This window comes from Bradyrhizobium sp. PUT101 (genome assembly GCF_052043945.1).
Lineage (GTDB): Bacteria > Pseudomonadota > Alphaproteobacteria > Rhizobiales > Xanthobacteraceae > Bradyrhizobium.
The window spans coordinates 5,693,993-5,709,995 of the sequence record NZ_CP197207.1 but is presented as its reverse complement, the minus strand read 5'-3'; the positions used below and the strand labels follow the sequence as shown (position 1 = coordinate 5,709,995).

Genomic DNA, 16,003 nt, shown 5'->3' with positions numbered 1-16,003 from the left:
CCGAGAGGGAACCGGCCTCCCGTGTCAGCTCCCGCAGCGGGTGCGTGTACCATCACTGAACCAGCACAACCCTCCCGGGTATCTCCTATAATTTAACCGCCCACAGAAGCGGCATCTGCAAACGTCCTGTGCAGGCTCTATCAGTTTCACGGAAGAGCGGATGAAACTCCGTAGGATTGCGGACGCCGCGAAGCCCCTTTGCCCGCATCACACGCTGCAAGCGTGCCGCATCGTTCCTTTCCGAACCTGTCGCGTGGATCCAATCGGCACAGCCTGCGCATACATTCATCAGTTGAGATCGACAGAATTCTTGAAAGCGCCTTTCTCACGCCATCCTGCTCCGGCATCGCAATCAACGTTCTGCTGCAACAGAGCAAGCCTGTTCCTGCACAAGGAACCTGTTTCGCTCGCTATTTGTAGCTTTGGTTTTTATCTGAAATTCACACTCGACAGAGAAGGTTGAACGCAAATCCCTGCGAGCAATTTGGTTCGCGCTGAAATCGAGTGTGCAATGTCTGATCAAGCAATCCTGTCCGCCAGCGGCTTCATCAACTCCATCGGCGTCAACACGCATGCCGGCTTCGGATGGACCGGCTACAACAATCTCGCGATGATGGTCGACGACCTGGAATATCTCGGCGTCACCAATCTCCGCGACGCAATGGGAACCAGCCCGGCTGCGCAGCCGGTGGTCGAGGGGCTCGCCGCTGCCGGTTACAAGTTCGACTTCCTCGTATCGTCCGCCCTGCCCCAGATGGGTACGACGGGACTTGAGAAGTATATCGCGTCGCTCGAGAAGTTCGTGGCGAGCCACCCGGACAGCATCAGCGCCATCGAGGGTCTCAACGAGGCCAATCACCAGCCCTTCAGCTACAATGGCAGCTCGAGCCTCACCGCCGCGGCCCAATTCCAGAGCGCGCTCTATCAGGCCGTCAATGCCAACGCCGCGCTCGGCAGCATCCCCGTCTACAATCTGTCACTGGCGTACAACGATCCCCAGGGCTACAGCCAGCTCGGCGACATGTCGGGCTCGGTCGACTTCGCCAATGCGCATGCCTATGTCAGCACCAGCCTGACCACCGGCAGCTCAATCTCGGCAACGCTGAGCGCCGTCATGACCGCTGCGCCGGGAAAGCCGGTCGTCATCACGGAAACCGGATACACCACGCAAGCCAACACCCAATATCTCGGCGTCAACGAGACGGTGCAGGCCAAATCGATCCTGAACACACTGGTCGATGCCTACAAGGCCGGTGTCAGCGCGACCTATCTCTACGAGCTGTTCGACCGCGACTCGTCCGCGGGCAACACCAATCCCGAAGCCAACTTCGGATTGTTCAATTCCGACGGAACGCCCAAGCTCGCCGCGACCGCGATTCACAACCTGACGACCATTCTGGCCGACGACGGCAAGGGCGGCCAGCAGCCGACCGATCCGTTGAACTACACCCTGAGCAACATGCCGGCCTCGGGCAACAGCATGGTGCTCGGCAAGAGCAATGGGGCCTATGAACTCGTCGTGTGGGCCGAGCCGAAGCTCTGGAACGATGCCACCGATACCGAGGTCACCAACAGCGCCCAGACGGTCACGGTGGATCTCGGCGGCGTGCATCATACGGTGAAGGTCTACGACACGCTGACGGGAACCACGGCGATCGCCAGCTACACCGACGTCAGCACCATCACGATTCCGGTCAGCGATCACCCGTTGATCATCGAGATCGACGCGCCTCCGACCACGCCGACTCCGCCTGACACCCGGGCCAGCGTCAGCGGCACGGCTGCCGAGATCGTGCCGCAACTGTCCGACCTGAGCACGTCGACGGCGCTGCAAAGCATCACGTTGACGGATTCGCATGTCCTGCCGGTCGCCTCGAAAGCGACGATGGACTACATCATTGCCCAATACGGCAGCGCGCTGTCCAAGATCGAGGGCGGATACTCGTTCTCCGTGACGAACACGGCCGCGTCCTGGACCAACACGAAGACTTACGACGCGAGCGGAAAGCTGCTGTCGAAGTCCGACACCGGCCTCAATTCAAGCGGGCAGCCGACCTCGACCACCGTCGCCTACACCGACGGTTCCCAGGACCTGATCAGCTACACCGCCGGCGTGATGACGAAGTTCGTTCATGTCGGAACCGACGCAATCCGGACCACCGACACCTACAACACGGCCGGAACTCTTCTGAGCGAAATCGTGCAGAGGCCGGACGGCTATTACTCCACCACGCTCTACACGAACGGCGTGAAGACCGCCGCCTACGTCAAGAATGCCGACGGCTCGCAGGACAACTACACCTACAATATCACGGGGAAGAGCTTCACCACGCAGGTGCAGCACCTCGATCCGACGGGAAAGGTCACCTCGGTGACCCGCAGCCATGCCGACGGCTCGCTGGATTCGACGCAGGTCTACAACAGCGACGGCAGCAGCGTGATCACCACCTATAGTGCCGCCGGCGTCAAGCTGGTCGAGACCACCTATCATGCCGATCACAGCAAGGACGTCTGGACCTACAACATCACGGGCCAGACCTACGCGACCGAGCACGACGTCTACGACACGACCGGCTTTCTCACCAGCCTGACGCGCCTGCACACCGATGGCAGCCTCGCCTTCAAGCTGGTTCAGACGCCTGACGGAACCAAGACGACCGATTGGTACGATGCCGCCGGCAGCCTCACCAGCGAGGTCGTGCAGAAGGCCGACGGCTCCACCTCGACCACGCTCTACAGCAACGGCGTCAAGACCAACGCCTATGTGAAGAACGCCGATGGCAGCCAGGATAATTATGCCTACGGCATCACCGGCCAAAGCTACACCACGCTGATCCAGCACGTCGATCCGTCCGGCAAGGTCACCGCAGTGACCCGCAAGCATGCCGACGGCACGTTCGATTATACGGAGGTCATTAACGCCGACGGCAGCAGCGTCGTCACCAATTATGATGCCGCGGGAACGCGGACGAAGGAAACCAACTACCACGCCGACGGCAGCAAGGACGTCTTTCTCTTCAACATCACCGGCCAGAACTACACGACCGAGCACGACATCTATGATGCGACCGGCTTCCTCACCACGCTGATTCGCACCCACGCCGATGGCAGCCTCGCGTTCAAGCTGGTGCAAAGCAGCGACGGGGCCAAGGCGACGGACTGGTACGACGCCAACGGTGTCCTCACCAGCGAGATCATCCAGAAGCCGAGCGGATACAGCTCGACCACGGTGTACACCGATGGCGTGAAGACCGCGGCCTACATCACCAACGCCGATATGAGTCGCGACAACTATAGCTACAACATCACCGGCCAGAGCTATACCACGCAGTACCAGCACCTCGACCCGACCGGCAAGACGACCGAGGTGACCCGCTGGCACGCCGACGGCTCGCTGGACTACACCCAGGTCGTCAACAGCGACGGCAGCAGCGTGGTCACCAACTACGATGCAGCGGGCGTCAAGAAGACGGAAACCGACTACCACGCCGACGGCTCGAAGGACGTCTTCCAGTTCAACATCGTCGGCCAGACCTACACCAACGAGCACGACACGTACGATGCGACCGGCTTCCTCACCCACATCGTGCGCACCCACGCCGATGACAGCCTGGCATTCACGCTGGTGCAGAGCGCCGACGGCACCAAGACCTCCGATTGGTACGACGCAAAGGGTGTCATCACCAGCGAGGTGACGACCAAGAGCGATGGTTACAACTCCACGACCGTCTACACCGCCGGCGTGAAGACTGCGGCCTATATCAAGAACGCCGATGGCACGTCGGACAACTGGAACTACAACGTCACGGGGCAGTCCTACACAACCCAGCATCAGCACCTCGATGCCTCGGGCAAGCTGGTCGAGCTCACCCGAACCCACGCCGACGGCACGCTGGACTATACCCAGGTCATCCACGACGACGGCAGCAAGCTGACCGACATCTACGACAGCGCCGGCAACAAGACCCAGGAGACCGCCAATAACGCCGACGGCTCGAAGGACGTCTTCCTGTTCAACTTCAACGGACAGACCGGCACGACGCAGCACGAGAACTACAACACCGCCAATGCACTACAGTTCTTCGACCAGACCAAGACCGACGGCACCCATAACGTCACGGCCGTCGCCAGCGGCGTGACGATCCAGGGCGGCGCCGCCAACGACGTGTTCTCGGCCGCACCAAGCTCGACCACCATCGCCTACGATCATGGCCAGGACCAGATCCTCAACTTCCAGGCCGGCGACGGCACAACTCACGACGTGATCCAGATCTCGAAGCTGCTTGCGGCAGACTACAGCCACCTGCAGATGACCCAGTCCGGCACGAATGCGCTCATCACGTTCTCGGCCGACGACTCGATCCTTCTCAAGAACGTCTATGTCAGCAACCTGACGAGCCACGACTTCGTTTTCGTCTGAGCAGACCGGACAGACCAGTATCGACATCGACGCGGGCCGGGACCAGCCAAAGTCCCGGCCCGTTCATTAGGCGCTTGCCTACTCGAGAGGCACAACTCGATCAACGAAGATACCCTCTTCGCGAGCAGGCGGTCTTCGTGAACGCAGCCTGCCGATCCTGTGTTCGCGCCGCACCGGCCGACGATCGCAGCGCACTTGCGTCACAATTGATCCCTAGAAGAAGCTAACACCGCAAGGAATTCGATGCCCGATGGAAGCAAGTGAAGCCAGACGTTTCGTCGTCCTCGACTTTTATCGCTTCGTTGCCGCCCTCGGTGTCTTCATCTTCCACCTGAAGCTGGTCGACCCGGGCATCTCGCCGGTCTGGAACGGATCCTTTGGTCTGTTCGTGGACATGTTCTTCATCCTGTCCGGCTTCGTCATCTCCTACTCCTATCCGGCCGACGCGCGCGGCGTTCGCGCCTATTCCCGGTTCATGATCCGCCGCATCGCGCGGATCTATCCGCTGCACCTGCTGAGCTTGCTCATCTTCGTGGTGCTGATCGGCGTCGGCCTCGAGCGCACGGCGCGGTCGACCTCGCTGGACTTCCTGTATAACCTCCTGCTGGTCCAGGCCTGGGGCGTCACCAATCATCTCAGCTTCAACTCGCCGTCATGGTCGATCAGCGCGGAGTTCTTCTGCTATCTGATCTTTCCGCTTCTGATGCTGCTTGCACGCAAGGTCCAACCGGTCGTGCTCGGCGCAATCGTGGCGGCGCTCTATCTGGTCCTTGCCCACGGCCATTTGCCGATCTGGCAGGACCGGTCGCAGATGTACGGCGCCAACTACGACTACGGCATGCTCCGCGCGTTGCCGAGCTTCCTGAACGGCATCCTGCTCGCCATCCTGTTCCGGATGTCGGGTCCCTACCGGCACAAGCCGGTCATCTTCGCCGGCATCGGCGTGTTCGGCCTCTCCGTGCTCGTCCTCAACGTCTTCGCCAAGCCGGATTTGGCTATTCTCCTGTTCTCCTGCGCCATCCTGCTCACCGCGGTCGGCGAAAGCGCCTTCAAGGAGTTTCCGGGCGCGCGCCTGCTTGGACGGCTCGGCAATACCTCATACGCGATCTACATGCTGCACGATGCCGTCCTCATTGCGGTGTTCAAGCCGTTGTGGACCTGGCTCGAACTTCGCCCGGATCAGTTCGCCCTGTTCGCCCTGGCATGTTGTGCGGTCCTCACCATCATCGCCGACCGCACCTACGCCTATTTCGAGAATCCCGCGCGGCGCCTCATCAATCGCTGGGCTGACATTGGTGCTGCGTCCCCGCGGAAGGCTCCGGTGGTCGCAGCCGAAACGTCCATGCGCTTTGACAACACCGAGCGGGCGGTCAACTGACGCCCGCCCGATGGCAAGAGGCGTTCAGGCAACCTTGCCGTCGGCCGCCGGTGCCATCCGCATCGCGCTATCGCCCAGTAAGGGGGCGACGTTGGCACGCGACAGCTCCATGACGCCCGGCAATGCCTGGCGGACCTGCTCGCCGGCGGCCTCGTACGCACCGAGGAAGTGCAGCAGAAATTTCTCGAAGCTGTCTCCGACGAGGAACTGAGCCGGCGAGAGCAACAGCTGCTCGCTGGTGCCGAAGTGCGCGAACAGGCCCTGGAACTTGTCCTGATAGGTGATCGCCGCGACGGGCGTTCCCTGCCCGAGCGCCGCAATCGCCAGATGCATGCGGCCGGTGATCACGCCGTCGACCAGTCCGACCACGGCCTTGATCTCGCCCGCCGACAACGTCTGTTCGACATGATGCACGTGCTCGCCGAGCGTGGGCTTGAGTCGGTCGGCCAGCGGCCGAAGACAGTTGTCGTCGGCGATCTCGGGCCGGTAGTCATGCGCGAGCAACAACCAGCTTGCATTGTGCTCACGGGACAGGCGGTCCATGGCGGCCGCCGCAAGCTCGATCATTTTCCGCAGCTTGGCCGGCTCCGGCTTCTTGAACAGCATCGGGTGCATGTTGAAGACGAAGACCTTACGCCCCTGCTCGCGTTGTCGCGCGATCGTAGCCGCGATGTCCTTCACTGCGGCGGTGTCCGCGCGCGGCGTCAGCATGAAGGCCGCATCGGCGACCAGACGGGCGCGTTTCCGGGCAAAATCGTCGAAGCGCTGAAGGGATATCGAATCGCGCAGATTCAAGGCCACGCCCGGCCCCAGCAGTCGGAACACCTCGCGTAGCGCCTTCGCAGGCCGGGAGTTGAAACTGAAGCCAAGCACGCTGACCTTGGCGCCGAACGCCGCCATCAGGTCGGCAACGAGCAGCATGCGGGCGGCATCCACCGGAGAATAGTAGCCGTCGAGCACATCGGCGCCCAGAACTAGTCCGAAATCCGGCCTGGTGAGGGACAGCTCCCGTGCCACCGTCTCGTAGGAGAACGGTTGCTTCCAGAGTTCGAGCGGCTTGAAGCCCATGCCGCGCACGTCCGCGCTGGCTGCCGCTGTGGCCGTGACGATATAGATCTCGAGGTCCGGATAGGTCCGCCTCATCTCCCCGGCAGCCGCTTCGATCATGGCCTCATCGCCGCGGGACTGATGAATGCTCCAGGGATCGGAGGGAAGCACCACGAGCCGGCGCGGATCGTTGCGCGGCGCGGCGTTGACGCCGACATCCTTCCGGGCGATCTGCCATCTGCGCAACTCGAGGAGATCGACTGCGAAGGGCGTATTCTTCGCGCTGTTGAGCCAACCTCGAAGCTGCCTGCGCACCGGCACCGGAATCAATTGCTTCACCACATCCTCCTCGTCCTCATCAAGCGGTCGCGCCGCGCTTCACGACGAAATCTATCAAGGACAGCAGCTGCTTCCGCCAGAACAGCAGGATGCTCGCCAAATAGGTCGCTGCAAAGCAGGACGACAGCAGCCCAATCCGCAAGTAGGGGTTCATGCCCGGCGTCGCCTCCCGGCACAGCGCGACCGCGCCGTACGCCAGAACGATGGCGCAAAGGCAGCCCGCAATGGGGCGCAGAAACTGACTCCAGCTCAAGCCCAGCAGCCGAAGCGCCAGCGCAAACGTCACGGGCGTCACCACGAGCTGCGCGAACGCGAAAATCGTGGCCAGTTGACCGATGTCATGCGACGGAAGCAGGAACATTGCGGGCACGACCGAACAGAATTTCAGGATGTTGAGCAGAAAGACGTAATTCGGCTTGCCCATGGCGCCAAAATAGGCGCTGTTGACGAATTGCACCGTCTGGACCGCGCCGATCAGCATCAGCGGCCGCATGACCGCTTCGCTGCCGCTCCATTTCGCGCCGAACAGCAGCAGCGAGAACTCCGGCGCGATCGCCGCAAGGAGCACGAAGATTGGAGATCCGACCAGCGCTCCGAGACTGACGCTGCGCAGATAGGCGCCGGCAACCCGGTCGCGCTCGTGCGCGATTTTCGACAGCGCGCTCAACGCGACGTCCATGACCGCCTGGGTGAGGAGCTGCATCAGGATGATGTAGACCCTCGCGCCGACCGTGTAGATGCCGAGGGCTGCGACGCCATAGAGCGACAGGATGATCATGTCGATGGTGCGAACGATGGCGAAATCCAGCAGCCGGTTCAGAACGACATGGACGCTGTAGCCGGAGAGCTCCCGAAAGCTTCTGGAATCGTAGCCGCGCATCGGTAGCCATCGCGGCTGGCTCCACAGCCACAAGCCGCTGATCGCGCTCTGAACGACCACCTGGATCACGAGGCTGAGAGCGCCGAACCCGGCATAGGCGCAGGCAATTCCCACGATGCCGGAGATCGCGGTCGCGACCATGGTCCTGACCGCGAGCACGCGAAAATCCATCTGCCGCTTGTAAAGCGCCTCCTGAAACAGGGTCGCGGTGCCGATCGGGAGGGAGAGGGACGCAGCCGTCAACAGCGGCGCGAGCCCTTTCACGTCCAGCCAACGCTCGATATCCGGCGCAAGAAGAGCAATCAGAACCGCCAGGATCGTCGAAGCTGCAAAGGAGCAGAAGAAGGGCAGCGTCACATCGGCAGGCTCGAGCGTGCGACGCTGGATCAACGCGTCGCCGAAGCCGAATTCGGCGATTGAACTCAAAAGCAGCAGGATGAAGGCAACCAGCGCCGCAAGACCGAAATCCGCGGGATCGAGCAGCCGTGCCAGCACCAGGAACAGCACGAACGACAACGCGCGGCCGCCCCAATTCTGGGCAAGCGACCAGAACAAGGCAACCACGACCTGATGTTGTTTGCCCGTAACGCTCATCAAGAATTCGACCCAATTCCGACAGATCCAACCACAATCGTAGACTAGACGCGTGGCATGCGATGCTGCCGCGACGTCACCTTCTCCGATCATGGCGGAGCACTGAATGCTCGCTACAATACGACGGAGTGATGGCAACCAGATGAGTGCCGTCACGATTCCGATTTAGAGTGGAAGTGAGTTCAAATCGTGGACTACACTCCAATCAACCTTTGCGAAGTGATGCAAAATGGATGCCTTGTTGAATTCGCCCGCTCAGCGTTCTCTCCGCAGCTCCAAGCGTTTGCGTGTGGCCATCTACGCACCGCATTTTGCGGAATATTCCTACCGTCTCGCGTCGGGATTGGCCCGCCATTGCGACGTCCGGCTAGTGCTCAATCGCAAAGACGCGAACCAGCAGTGGAAACTAGCCGATATCGCTGTGACAGCTCCATTCGAGACGAGAATTCGCGACCTGAGCCTGCGCCGCGGCGGCGCGATCGGCATCCCAGCCTCGTTCCTGGACATAATTTCGTTTCGTCCCGACGTGATTCATTGTCACGAAGTTCCGGAGATCTACACGTCCAGGCTGATCCAACTTCTTCGTCCGCTCGGCATTCCGCTGGTGTTGACCGTTCACGATGCGATCCCGCATTCGGAAGGCGGCTCCGGTACCTCGCCGCGTGAAGATGCATGGCGCGGGCGCATGCGCGCAGCCGCGTCGGTCGTCACCACGCATGGCGAGAGCTGCATTGCCGATTTTCGCCGTGCCTCGCCTGACTTCAAAGGGGAAGCGGTCTCCAGCATGCATGGCGTGCTCATGGTGCCTCCGGCTGGAGGTGCGGTCACCGCGCCGGAAGCCGCGCGCATCCTGTTTTTTGGACGGATGTGGGCTTACAAGGGCCTCGACGTCTTCATCGATGCAATCGACATGCTGGCCGAGCGCGGTGTGGCCCATGAAGCGATCGTTGCCGGCCGCGGCCCCGAGATGACACGGCTCGGAGCGCGGATGGAGGCGATGCCGACGGTCAAGACCATCAACGCCTTCATTTCGCCTGCCGATACCGGACGACTGTTTCAATCCGCAACCGTGGTTGCCCTGCCCTACAAGGATGCAACGCAGAGCGGGGTGCTTGCATCCGCCTATGGGAATTCCCGCCCCGTGGTCGCCAGCGCCACCGGCGGCATTCCCGACGTCGTCACCGACGGAGTGAACGGGCTTCTGGTTCCTCCCGGCGACGCCACTGCATTGGCCGATGCGCTCGAACGCGTGCTGACGTCGAAGCCTCTCGCAGCGACGTTGACGGATGGCGCACGGCAGACCGCGGCCGGCATCCTCAACTGGGAGCGCATCGCAGAGGGGCTTCTAGGATCCTATCACAAGCTCGCCGGTCGCACCGTGAGTTGACCGTGACCGGCCTCGTGGCGTTCAAGCCGATTGCTCGATCTTCATCGGCCGGAACAACGTGCCTCGGATCGCGCCATCCAGCAGTCGACGCAGCCTCACCTCGATCAGCTCATAGCTGATCGCACTCGCCACCAATGACATTACCAGCCCGAGCCCGATGAAGGCGGCCCACAGCAGCCAGCGGTCGACGCCGACGGCGACCAGCTTCAGGCCGATCACCTGCAAGGGGAAGAGCACGAAGGGATGCACGAGATAGAGGCTGTAGCTGATCTTGCCGACATATTGCAGCGCCGGCGCGCTCAGAGCTTTGCCAAGGCCCGATTCCGGAGCAAGCGCCATGCCGAACAGCAGAAATCCGGGAACGAGCCCCACGAACGGGTGAAACAGGACGAGGCTCGCATACAGAGCGACCCCGCAGGCCAGGCCTGCGAGCAGTCCGGCGGGCCCGGGAATGGAGATGCGAAATCCGATTGCGCTGAACAGCATCCCGACGCAGAAGAACGCAGTGATCGGCCAGTGCATCAGGCACGCCAGACCCAGCAGGATCAGGGGCGCTGCCAGCAGCCTGCCCCCGACGCGCCACATCGAGAACGTCAGCGCAAACCAGATGTAGAACGCCCACTCATAGGTCAATGTCCAGGCATTCTGCTGGGCAATGGGCAGGCCGAGCGCGTCCTGGACGAAGAACAGATTGGCCGCAAAGATTGTGAGATAGCTGGTCAGATCGATCCCGCGGAAGAACTTGTAGGCCACGATCGGACCGATCGCGAACAGCGCAAGATGCAGGATCACGAACACCGGCATGATGCGCAGGACGCGGTCGAAGAAGAACCGCGACAGCGAACCGTGCCGCACGAGACTCGCCGGAATCAGGAATCCGCTGATCATGAAGAACAGCTCGACACCATGCCCGCCGACATTGATCACCGATTGCAGCCAGGACCAGAGCGGCGGCAGGAAACCGGGATTCGGGATGTCGTACATGCCCCCCTTCGGCATGTCGTAGAAATGGTCCATCAGCACGCTCAGTGCCGCGATGCCGCGAAGGCCCTGGACCGAAGGAAGGAACGATCCATCATAGGCGGCGCCCGGCTGGTGAGGTGCCTTGATCACTCCGCGGCCCCCTGGGTGCTGAGGGCAGGCTCGAGAACGACCGGCCTTCTTCGCGCCGAGCGGAACCTTTGCCCGAAGGAAATGCAGGGTTTCTCGACGAAGGTGTAGGTCATCCAGCTGACCAGGATCGACAACGCCAGGATCGCGACCATGAAGATCGACCATCCCAACGGCCCGTCACCGAACCAAAAGAGGCGATGGATGACGACGATCACGAACGGCGACATCAGGTAGACCGAATAGCTGATCACGCCGACGAACGCCATCGGGCGCCACGCCATTCGTTCGCCGAACACGGCAAAGGCGATGAAGACCAGCGCCGCGCAGACATAGGCCGATCCGATCGAATAGCTGTAGAAGAAATTCTCGTGATAGACGCCTCCGAAACGCCGATCGGACAGGGTGGCTGCGAAGATCGCATACAGGAGCGTGCAGACGGCCACATGGGTCCATCGCAGCTTGCCGCCGATGACGGTGTCCCGGATGATCTTGCCCAGGAACATCGCCGACAGGTTCAGCCCGACCTCCATCACCGAGGAAACGGTCCTGTTCTCGACCAGGAGCGCAGCGGTGGTTCCGACCAGAGCGGCCGCGGCGACGATCGTCACCGCCGTAAAGCGCTGGTTCAACAGCCCCATCGCAAAGAGAATCGTGCATCCGGCGTAGAACAGCAGCTCGATCGCCAGCGTCCAGTAGAACACCCAGAGGTTCGGGATGTTCACGAAGGTCTGCAACATCGTCACGTTCGCGACGACCTGCCCCAGCGGATAGCTCTGCGACTGCAGCACCTGCATCGTCACGAGCCCGACCAGGAGCGATGTCCAGTAAGCCGGATAGAGCCGGAAGAAGCGGCTGATCGCGAAATCCCTCACGGGAGTGGCGCTGTCCGGAAAGCTGAAGGGGATGACGAAGCCGCTGACGAAGAAGAACAACACGACGCCAAACCGGCCAAAGTTCATGTAGTAGCCGAACACGTCATGGATGGGCCAGTAATAGGCGCCCGTCGGGTGCTTTTCGACGATCACCTCGAATACATGCTGGACCAGGACCGACAACACGGCAATGCCGCGGAGCGTATCGATGAATGCAAGCCGTTTATGCATGGTTCGTTCTCACCTGCTCCCGCTCGCCGCCGGTAGATCCGGGCGGAAGCCTTCCAACGGCCGCATCGGCTGCCGCATGACGATCGGCACGGCGTCGACGCCTCGTGCGGAGGTCGCACGCCGCGAGAACACTTCGCTGAAGCTCAATGCGATGATCAGCAGGCCGGACGCCGGCCCGTAGTTCAGCACCGTGATCGTGAACAGGTTGACGACGAAGAGCAGCGTCAGCTTGTATACGTCGGTCGCACCGAATGTCGCCCGGAACACCATCACCATGAATGCGACGAAGGGAAGACCGAACATCAGGTAGGTCCCGATGTAGAAATTGTCGACCGGCACCCAGTAGTGCGCGAGCGGCGAGAACAGCTTCTGCGGATAGTTGAAGCAACCCGCGCCGCAGCCGGTCACCAGGCCGATCGGCATGAGCTGGCTCATGTAGACGAACGGCAACTGCCAGCTGTTGTTGATGCGATCGACAATGCTGAACAAGGTCGAGTGCGGCACGGCTGCGGTGCCGGAAGCGAGCACGATCATGAAGAACGGAACCAGAATCGCGGCAAACGACCATAGCGCGAGGGTCCGGATGGCGGGAAAGCGCGACCTCTCCGGCAGCAGCCGCACGAACACCAGCAAGAGCAGGTAGGCCACGAGGACGATCATGGTCGTCTTGCTCGTGGTCAGGCGAGTGGCATAGATCGCAATGGACCCGAATACGATGCACCACGTCGTGCTCATGCGAATGGACGTGATCGCGAACGACACGAGGATGAAGAAGGCAGCCATGGTATTGTCGGCCGCAAAACCCATAAGGCGCTGGTCGTCGCCGCCATAAGCCCACCACAACCGGCCCGCCTCGCGCACCGCGCCGAAGGACTCGTATTTGTAGCCGACCCAGGGCATCAGATAGAATTTCGTCAGGAACACGCCGATCACGGACAGGTAGAAGGTCAGTGCGATGACCGACAGCAGCTTCCGATACGAGCCGAGGCTCGAGTCGCAGAAGCAGAATCCGACGAATACCGGCAGCATCATCTTGAAGGACGAGATGGCCGCGTTCGCCGTACCCATCATGAAGTAGCCGAGCACGAGCGACAGCATGATCTGCACGAGCACCAGCAGGGCCAGGGTGCTGCGATTGCGCAAGATGCAATGCACGAAGAACTGGGCCAGACACAAGAGCGCGACGCCGTCGGGCAGGTACCACAACGCATCCATGTGATAGATGCTGGTGTAATAGCGCATCACTCCGCCGAAGGCGTCGCGGACCAGATAGACCCCAAGCGCGATCGCCTCGATGTTGAGGCTGATCAGCGTGATCTGCGGCCTGTTCAGCGCGAGGATGCTCATGTCGCGCTCAGTTGGTCAGCCGCGCCGACCGCGCGGGAGATGCAGCGAAATCCGGACGGCTTCCGAGCGCATTTCGCAGGAACTTGCCGCCGGGGATTTCGATGTAGAGATAGGTGAAGTGCGAAACCACCAGAACGGCCGCCAGTGAGACGACGAGATTCAACGTCGCCGGCAAGCCCGCCCAGACCGAATCCAGCGCAGCGATCCGCCCTGCTCCCACTGCCCGCACGAAGTACTCGGCCAGCAGCACCACGAGTGCGTGCACCATATAGATGGAGTAGGAACGGCGACCGAGCCAGACCAGCGGCTTGGCCACCAGCATCCGCGGCACCAGCAGCCCATCCGGAAAGGCCAGCAAGCTGCCAAGAAAGATTGCGAACGTCACCGGCGCGAGGAAAGTTGCCGCGGGATTGGTCTCCGCCAAGGACACCAGGACGATGCTGGCGATCATGGCGACGAATTGCACCGCTCCCTGCACGGCAGGACCCGGCTTTGCCGGCAGGCGATCGACGATCCTGACCGTCAGCACGCCCAGGAAGAAGCTCACGAAGCAGCGCAGGATGCCGAAATCGGTCTGAAGCCCGAGGCTCCTCTTATCGAGCACGAAGATGATGAAGACCAGGCTGCCGACAGCAAGCGCACCGCAAAGGACGTAGAACCACAACAAGGAACGCATGCGCTGGGCCAGCAGCACGATCAGACCGAACACCAGATAGGTGTAGAACTCGACGCTGATGCTCCAGCTCGGCGCGTTCCAGCTGAGATAGTCGATGAACCCCATGGAGTGCAGCAGCAGGACGTTGAGACCGAACGAATAGGCGTTGTTCACCTCGAAGGCCGCCGGCGCGGCAACCACGACGCCCGCCATGACCAGGCTGATGCGCAGGAGACGAAACAACAGATTTGCGATCAGCATGACGATGTGCAGCGGATAGACCCTCGCCAGGCGCCGCACCATGAATTCGCGCAGCGAGAAGCGCCCGAAGTCGCTCTCGACATAGCTGAGCGACATGACGATCCCGCTGAGAACAAAGAACAAATCGACCAACAGCCACGCGCTTCTGAAGAACGAGCAGTTGATCCACGCATTGTTCGGGAACGCCGCGAGGAAAGTCGGCATCAACAGGAGGTGGTGAATCACCACCGAAGTCGCGGCGATCCCCCGAATGCTGTCGAGCGGCAGGACATGCGCCTTCTCACGATGAACCAACTCCGTCACATCAACATTCCATAGCTATTGCACCGCAGCAGTGTGTATCAGGTCTCGCGCATGTTCAATCTTCGCGATCGCGGACTCGCACTCGATGCATGACGATCGACGATACTTTCAATGCTCGCAGATCATTCGGACATGCGAGCGCCAACATCACGCCACTTTTTGTTTGAGGCCCGCGTGCTTCGGGCGCAAATTTCACCAGTCGTGATGATTGCGAGTATTTGCGCGGAAAGTGTGCGCGAAATTCGGCGCTGTTGCGGTAGAGGACAGCGACCGTGAGCGCTTCGCATGCAGATGGCGCACGCGGATATTTTTTCTACACGCGGGGAACAATGTCCGCGCGCAGTGCTTGTGTCGGTTTTGCGACGCGCGTTTGCGGCGCTTTGACGGACGAGCGCCTCTTTTGTTTTCAAGTTGCAACATTCCTGGGCGCGAACATGCCGATCTCGCAGGCATTGCATCTCGCAGGTTTGCAACCGATCGGAGGCAGCTAACGCATTCGTTGTCGGCGACAGATGCATCCAGCTTTTGCGCCGCACAAAAATTGACACAGTTGGCTGCCAAGTTTCGCGTGTTCTCCTACTGCAACAAGGAGGAAGGGACACGGATGGGCTGCGGAGCAACACGTCGTCATATGAAGCCGCGATGGCTCCCGATCGCCTTCGCAGGTTCTGCCCTGATTCTAATCAGTGTCGATGCTTGCCACGCGCAGTGCGTTGAATTCTCGGACCGCGCCTCGCAGCTCGAACTCGACACCTTCGTGAAGTCGCCCTCCTCGCTCCTGGAGCGACTGCGCAACGACAAGGAGAAGCTGCGAAATCGCCTCTCAACCTACGTCGCGACCAATCCGTCGGTGCTGCCGTCCGTCCAGACGCTCATTTCGGCGTCGGCTTCAGCCGATCGCTCGTCGATCGGCGCCGCGCTGCGCATTGCGGAAGGGCGCTGCACATCGACGAAGCCGGACGCTGCGCGTAAGATCAGGGATTTCGTGCAGCGGATCGGCGATCTCAACGTGCAGGCCGGCTATTCCGCTGCAGGCGAGGACAACTCCGGCGTCCAGATACAATCGACGGTCAAGGGGCCGGCGCAGCCGCCCCGAGGCGGAGCCCTGCTCGACGGCGAGTGGAGGACCAAGGTGGCCAATCCATTCAAGCCCGTCCCGCTTCCGAATTGATCCAT

General features: G+C 61.3%; 10 protein-coding genes. 4 read left to right on the top strand and 6 right to left on the bottom strand.

The genetic code is table 11. The features are described from left to right. The first annotated feature begins 511 nt into the window (after positions 1 to 511). Entirely contained in the window at positions 512 to 4,420 is a 3,909-nt protein-coding gene (locus tag ACSHT2_RS27385; protein WP_440637781.1) for an RHS repeat protein, read from the top strand. Between the two features lie 250 nt (positions 4,421 to 4,670). Continuing rightward, the gene (locus tag ACSHT2_RS27380; protein ID WP_440637780.1) at positions 4,671 to 5,798 is read left to right on the top strand and encodes an acyltransferase family protein; all 1,128 of its coding nucleotides are present in this window, start codon (positions 4,671 to 4,673) and stop codon (positions 5,796 to 5,798) included. Between the two features lie 24 nt (positions 5,799 to 5,822). Here the strand turns inward: ACSHT2_RS27380 and ACSHT2_RS27375 are convergent, their stop codons facing one another. Both ACSHT2_RS27375 and ACSHT2_RS27370 read right to left on the bottom strand, forming a co-directional pair. Next, entirely contained in the window at positions 5,823 to 7,184 is a 1,362-nt protein-coding gene (locus tag ACSHT2_RS27375) for a polysaccharide pyruvyl transferase family protein (protein ID WP_440637778.1), read from the bottom strand. A 19-nt stretch (positions 7,185 to 7,203) separates the two neighbouring features. Further along, positions 7,204 to 8,658: a lipopolysaccharide biosynthesis protein gene (locus ACSHT2_RS27370; RefSeq protein WP_440637777.1), complete on the bottom strand. Its 1,455-nt coding sequence runs from the start codon at positions 8,656 to 8,658 to the stop codon at positions 7,204 to 7,206. A gap of 289 nt (positions 8,659 to 8,947) precedes the next feature. Here ACSHT2_RS27370 and ACSHT2_RS27365 point away from each other — a divergent pair, with 289 nt between their 5' ends. Continuing rightward, positions 8,948 to 10,045, top strand: a complete 1,098-nt coding sequence (locus ACSHT2_RS27365) for a glycosyltransferase family 4 protein (RefSeq protein ID WP_440637775.1) — start codon at positions 8,948 to 8,950, stop codon at positions 10,043 to 10,045. Between the two features lie 21 nt (positions 10,046 to 10,066). On the opposite strand, the gene ACSHT2_RS27360 is transcribed toward ACSHT2_RS27365, so the two are convergent. From ACSHT2_RS27360 to ACSHT2_RS27345, 4 genes are read right to left on the bottom strand one after another with little or no spacing between them, the layout of a single operon-like run. Continuing rightward, positions 10,067 to 11,158, bottom strand: a complete 1,092-nt coding sequence (locus tag ACSHT2_RS27360; RefSeq protein ID WP_440637774.1) for an acyltransferase family protein — start codon at positions 11,156 to 11,158, stop codon at positions 10,067 to 10,069. After that, positions 11,155 to 12,261, bottom strand: coding sequence for an acyltransferase family protein (locus tag ACSHT2_RS27355; RefSeq protein WP_440637773.1), 1,107 nt, complete (start codon positions 12,259 to 12,261; stop codon positions 11,155 to 11,157). The genes ACSHT2_RS27360 and ACSHT2_RS27355 overlap by 4 nt, the downstream gene beginning before the upstream one ends. A 9-nt stretch (positions 12,262 to 12,270) precedes the next feature. Beyond that, positions 12,271 to 13,608, bottom strand: a complete 1,338-nt coding sequence (locus ACSHT2_RS27350; RefSeq protein WP_440637772.1) for a hypothetical protein — start codon at positions 13,606 to 13,608, stop codon at positions 12,271 to 12,273. A 7-nt stretch (positions 13,609 to 13,615) separates the two neighbouring features. Then, positions 13,616 to 14,827 carry an acyltransferase family protein gene (locus tag ACSHT2_RS27345; RefSeq protein WP_440637771.1) on the bottom strand — a complete coding sequence of 404 codons (1,212 nt, stop codon included), beginning with the start codon at positions 14,825 to 14,827 and terminating at the stop codon, positions 13,616 to 13,618. A 370-nt stretch (positions 14,828 to 15,197) separates the two neighbouring features. Between ACSHT2_RS27345 and ACSHT2_RS27340 the strand changes: the two genes are divergently transcribed. Continuing rightward, positions 15,198 to 15,998 carry a hypothetical protein gene (locus ACSHT2_RS27340; protein ID WP_440637770.1) on the top strand — a complete coding sequence of 267 codons (801 nt, stop codon included), beginning with the start codon at positions 15,198 to 15,200 and terminating at the stop codon, positions 15,996 to 15,998. Positions 15,999 to 16,003: the final 5 nt, after the last annotated feature.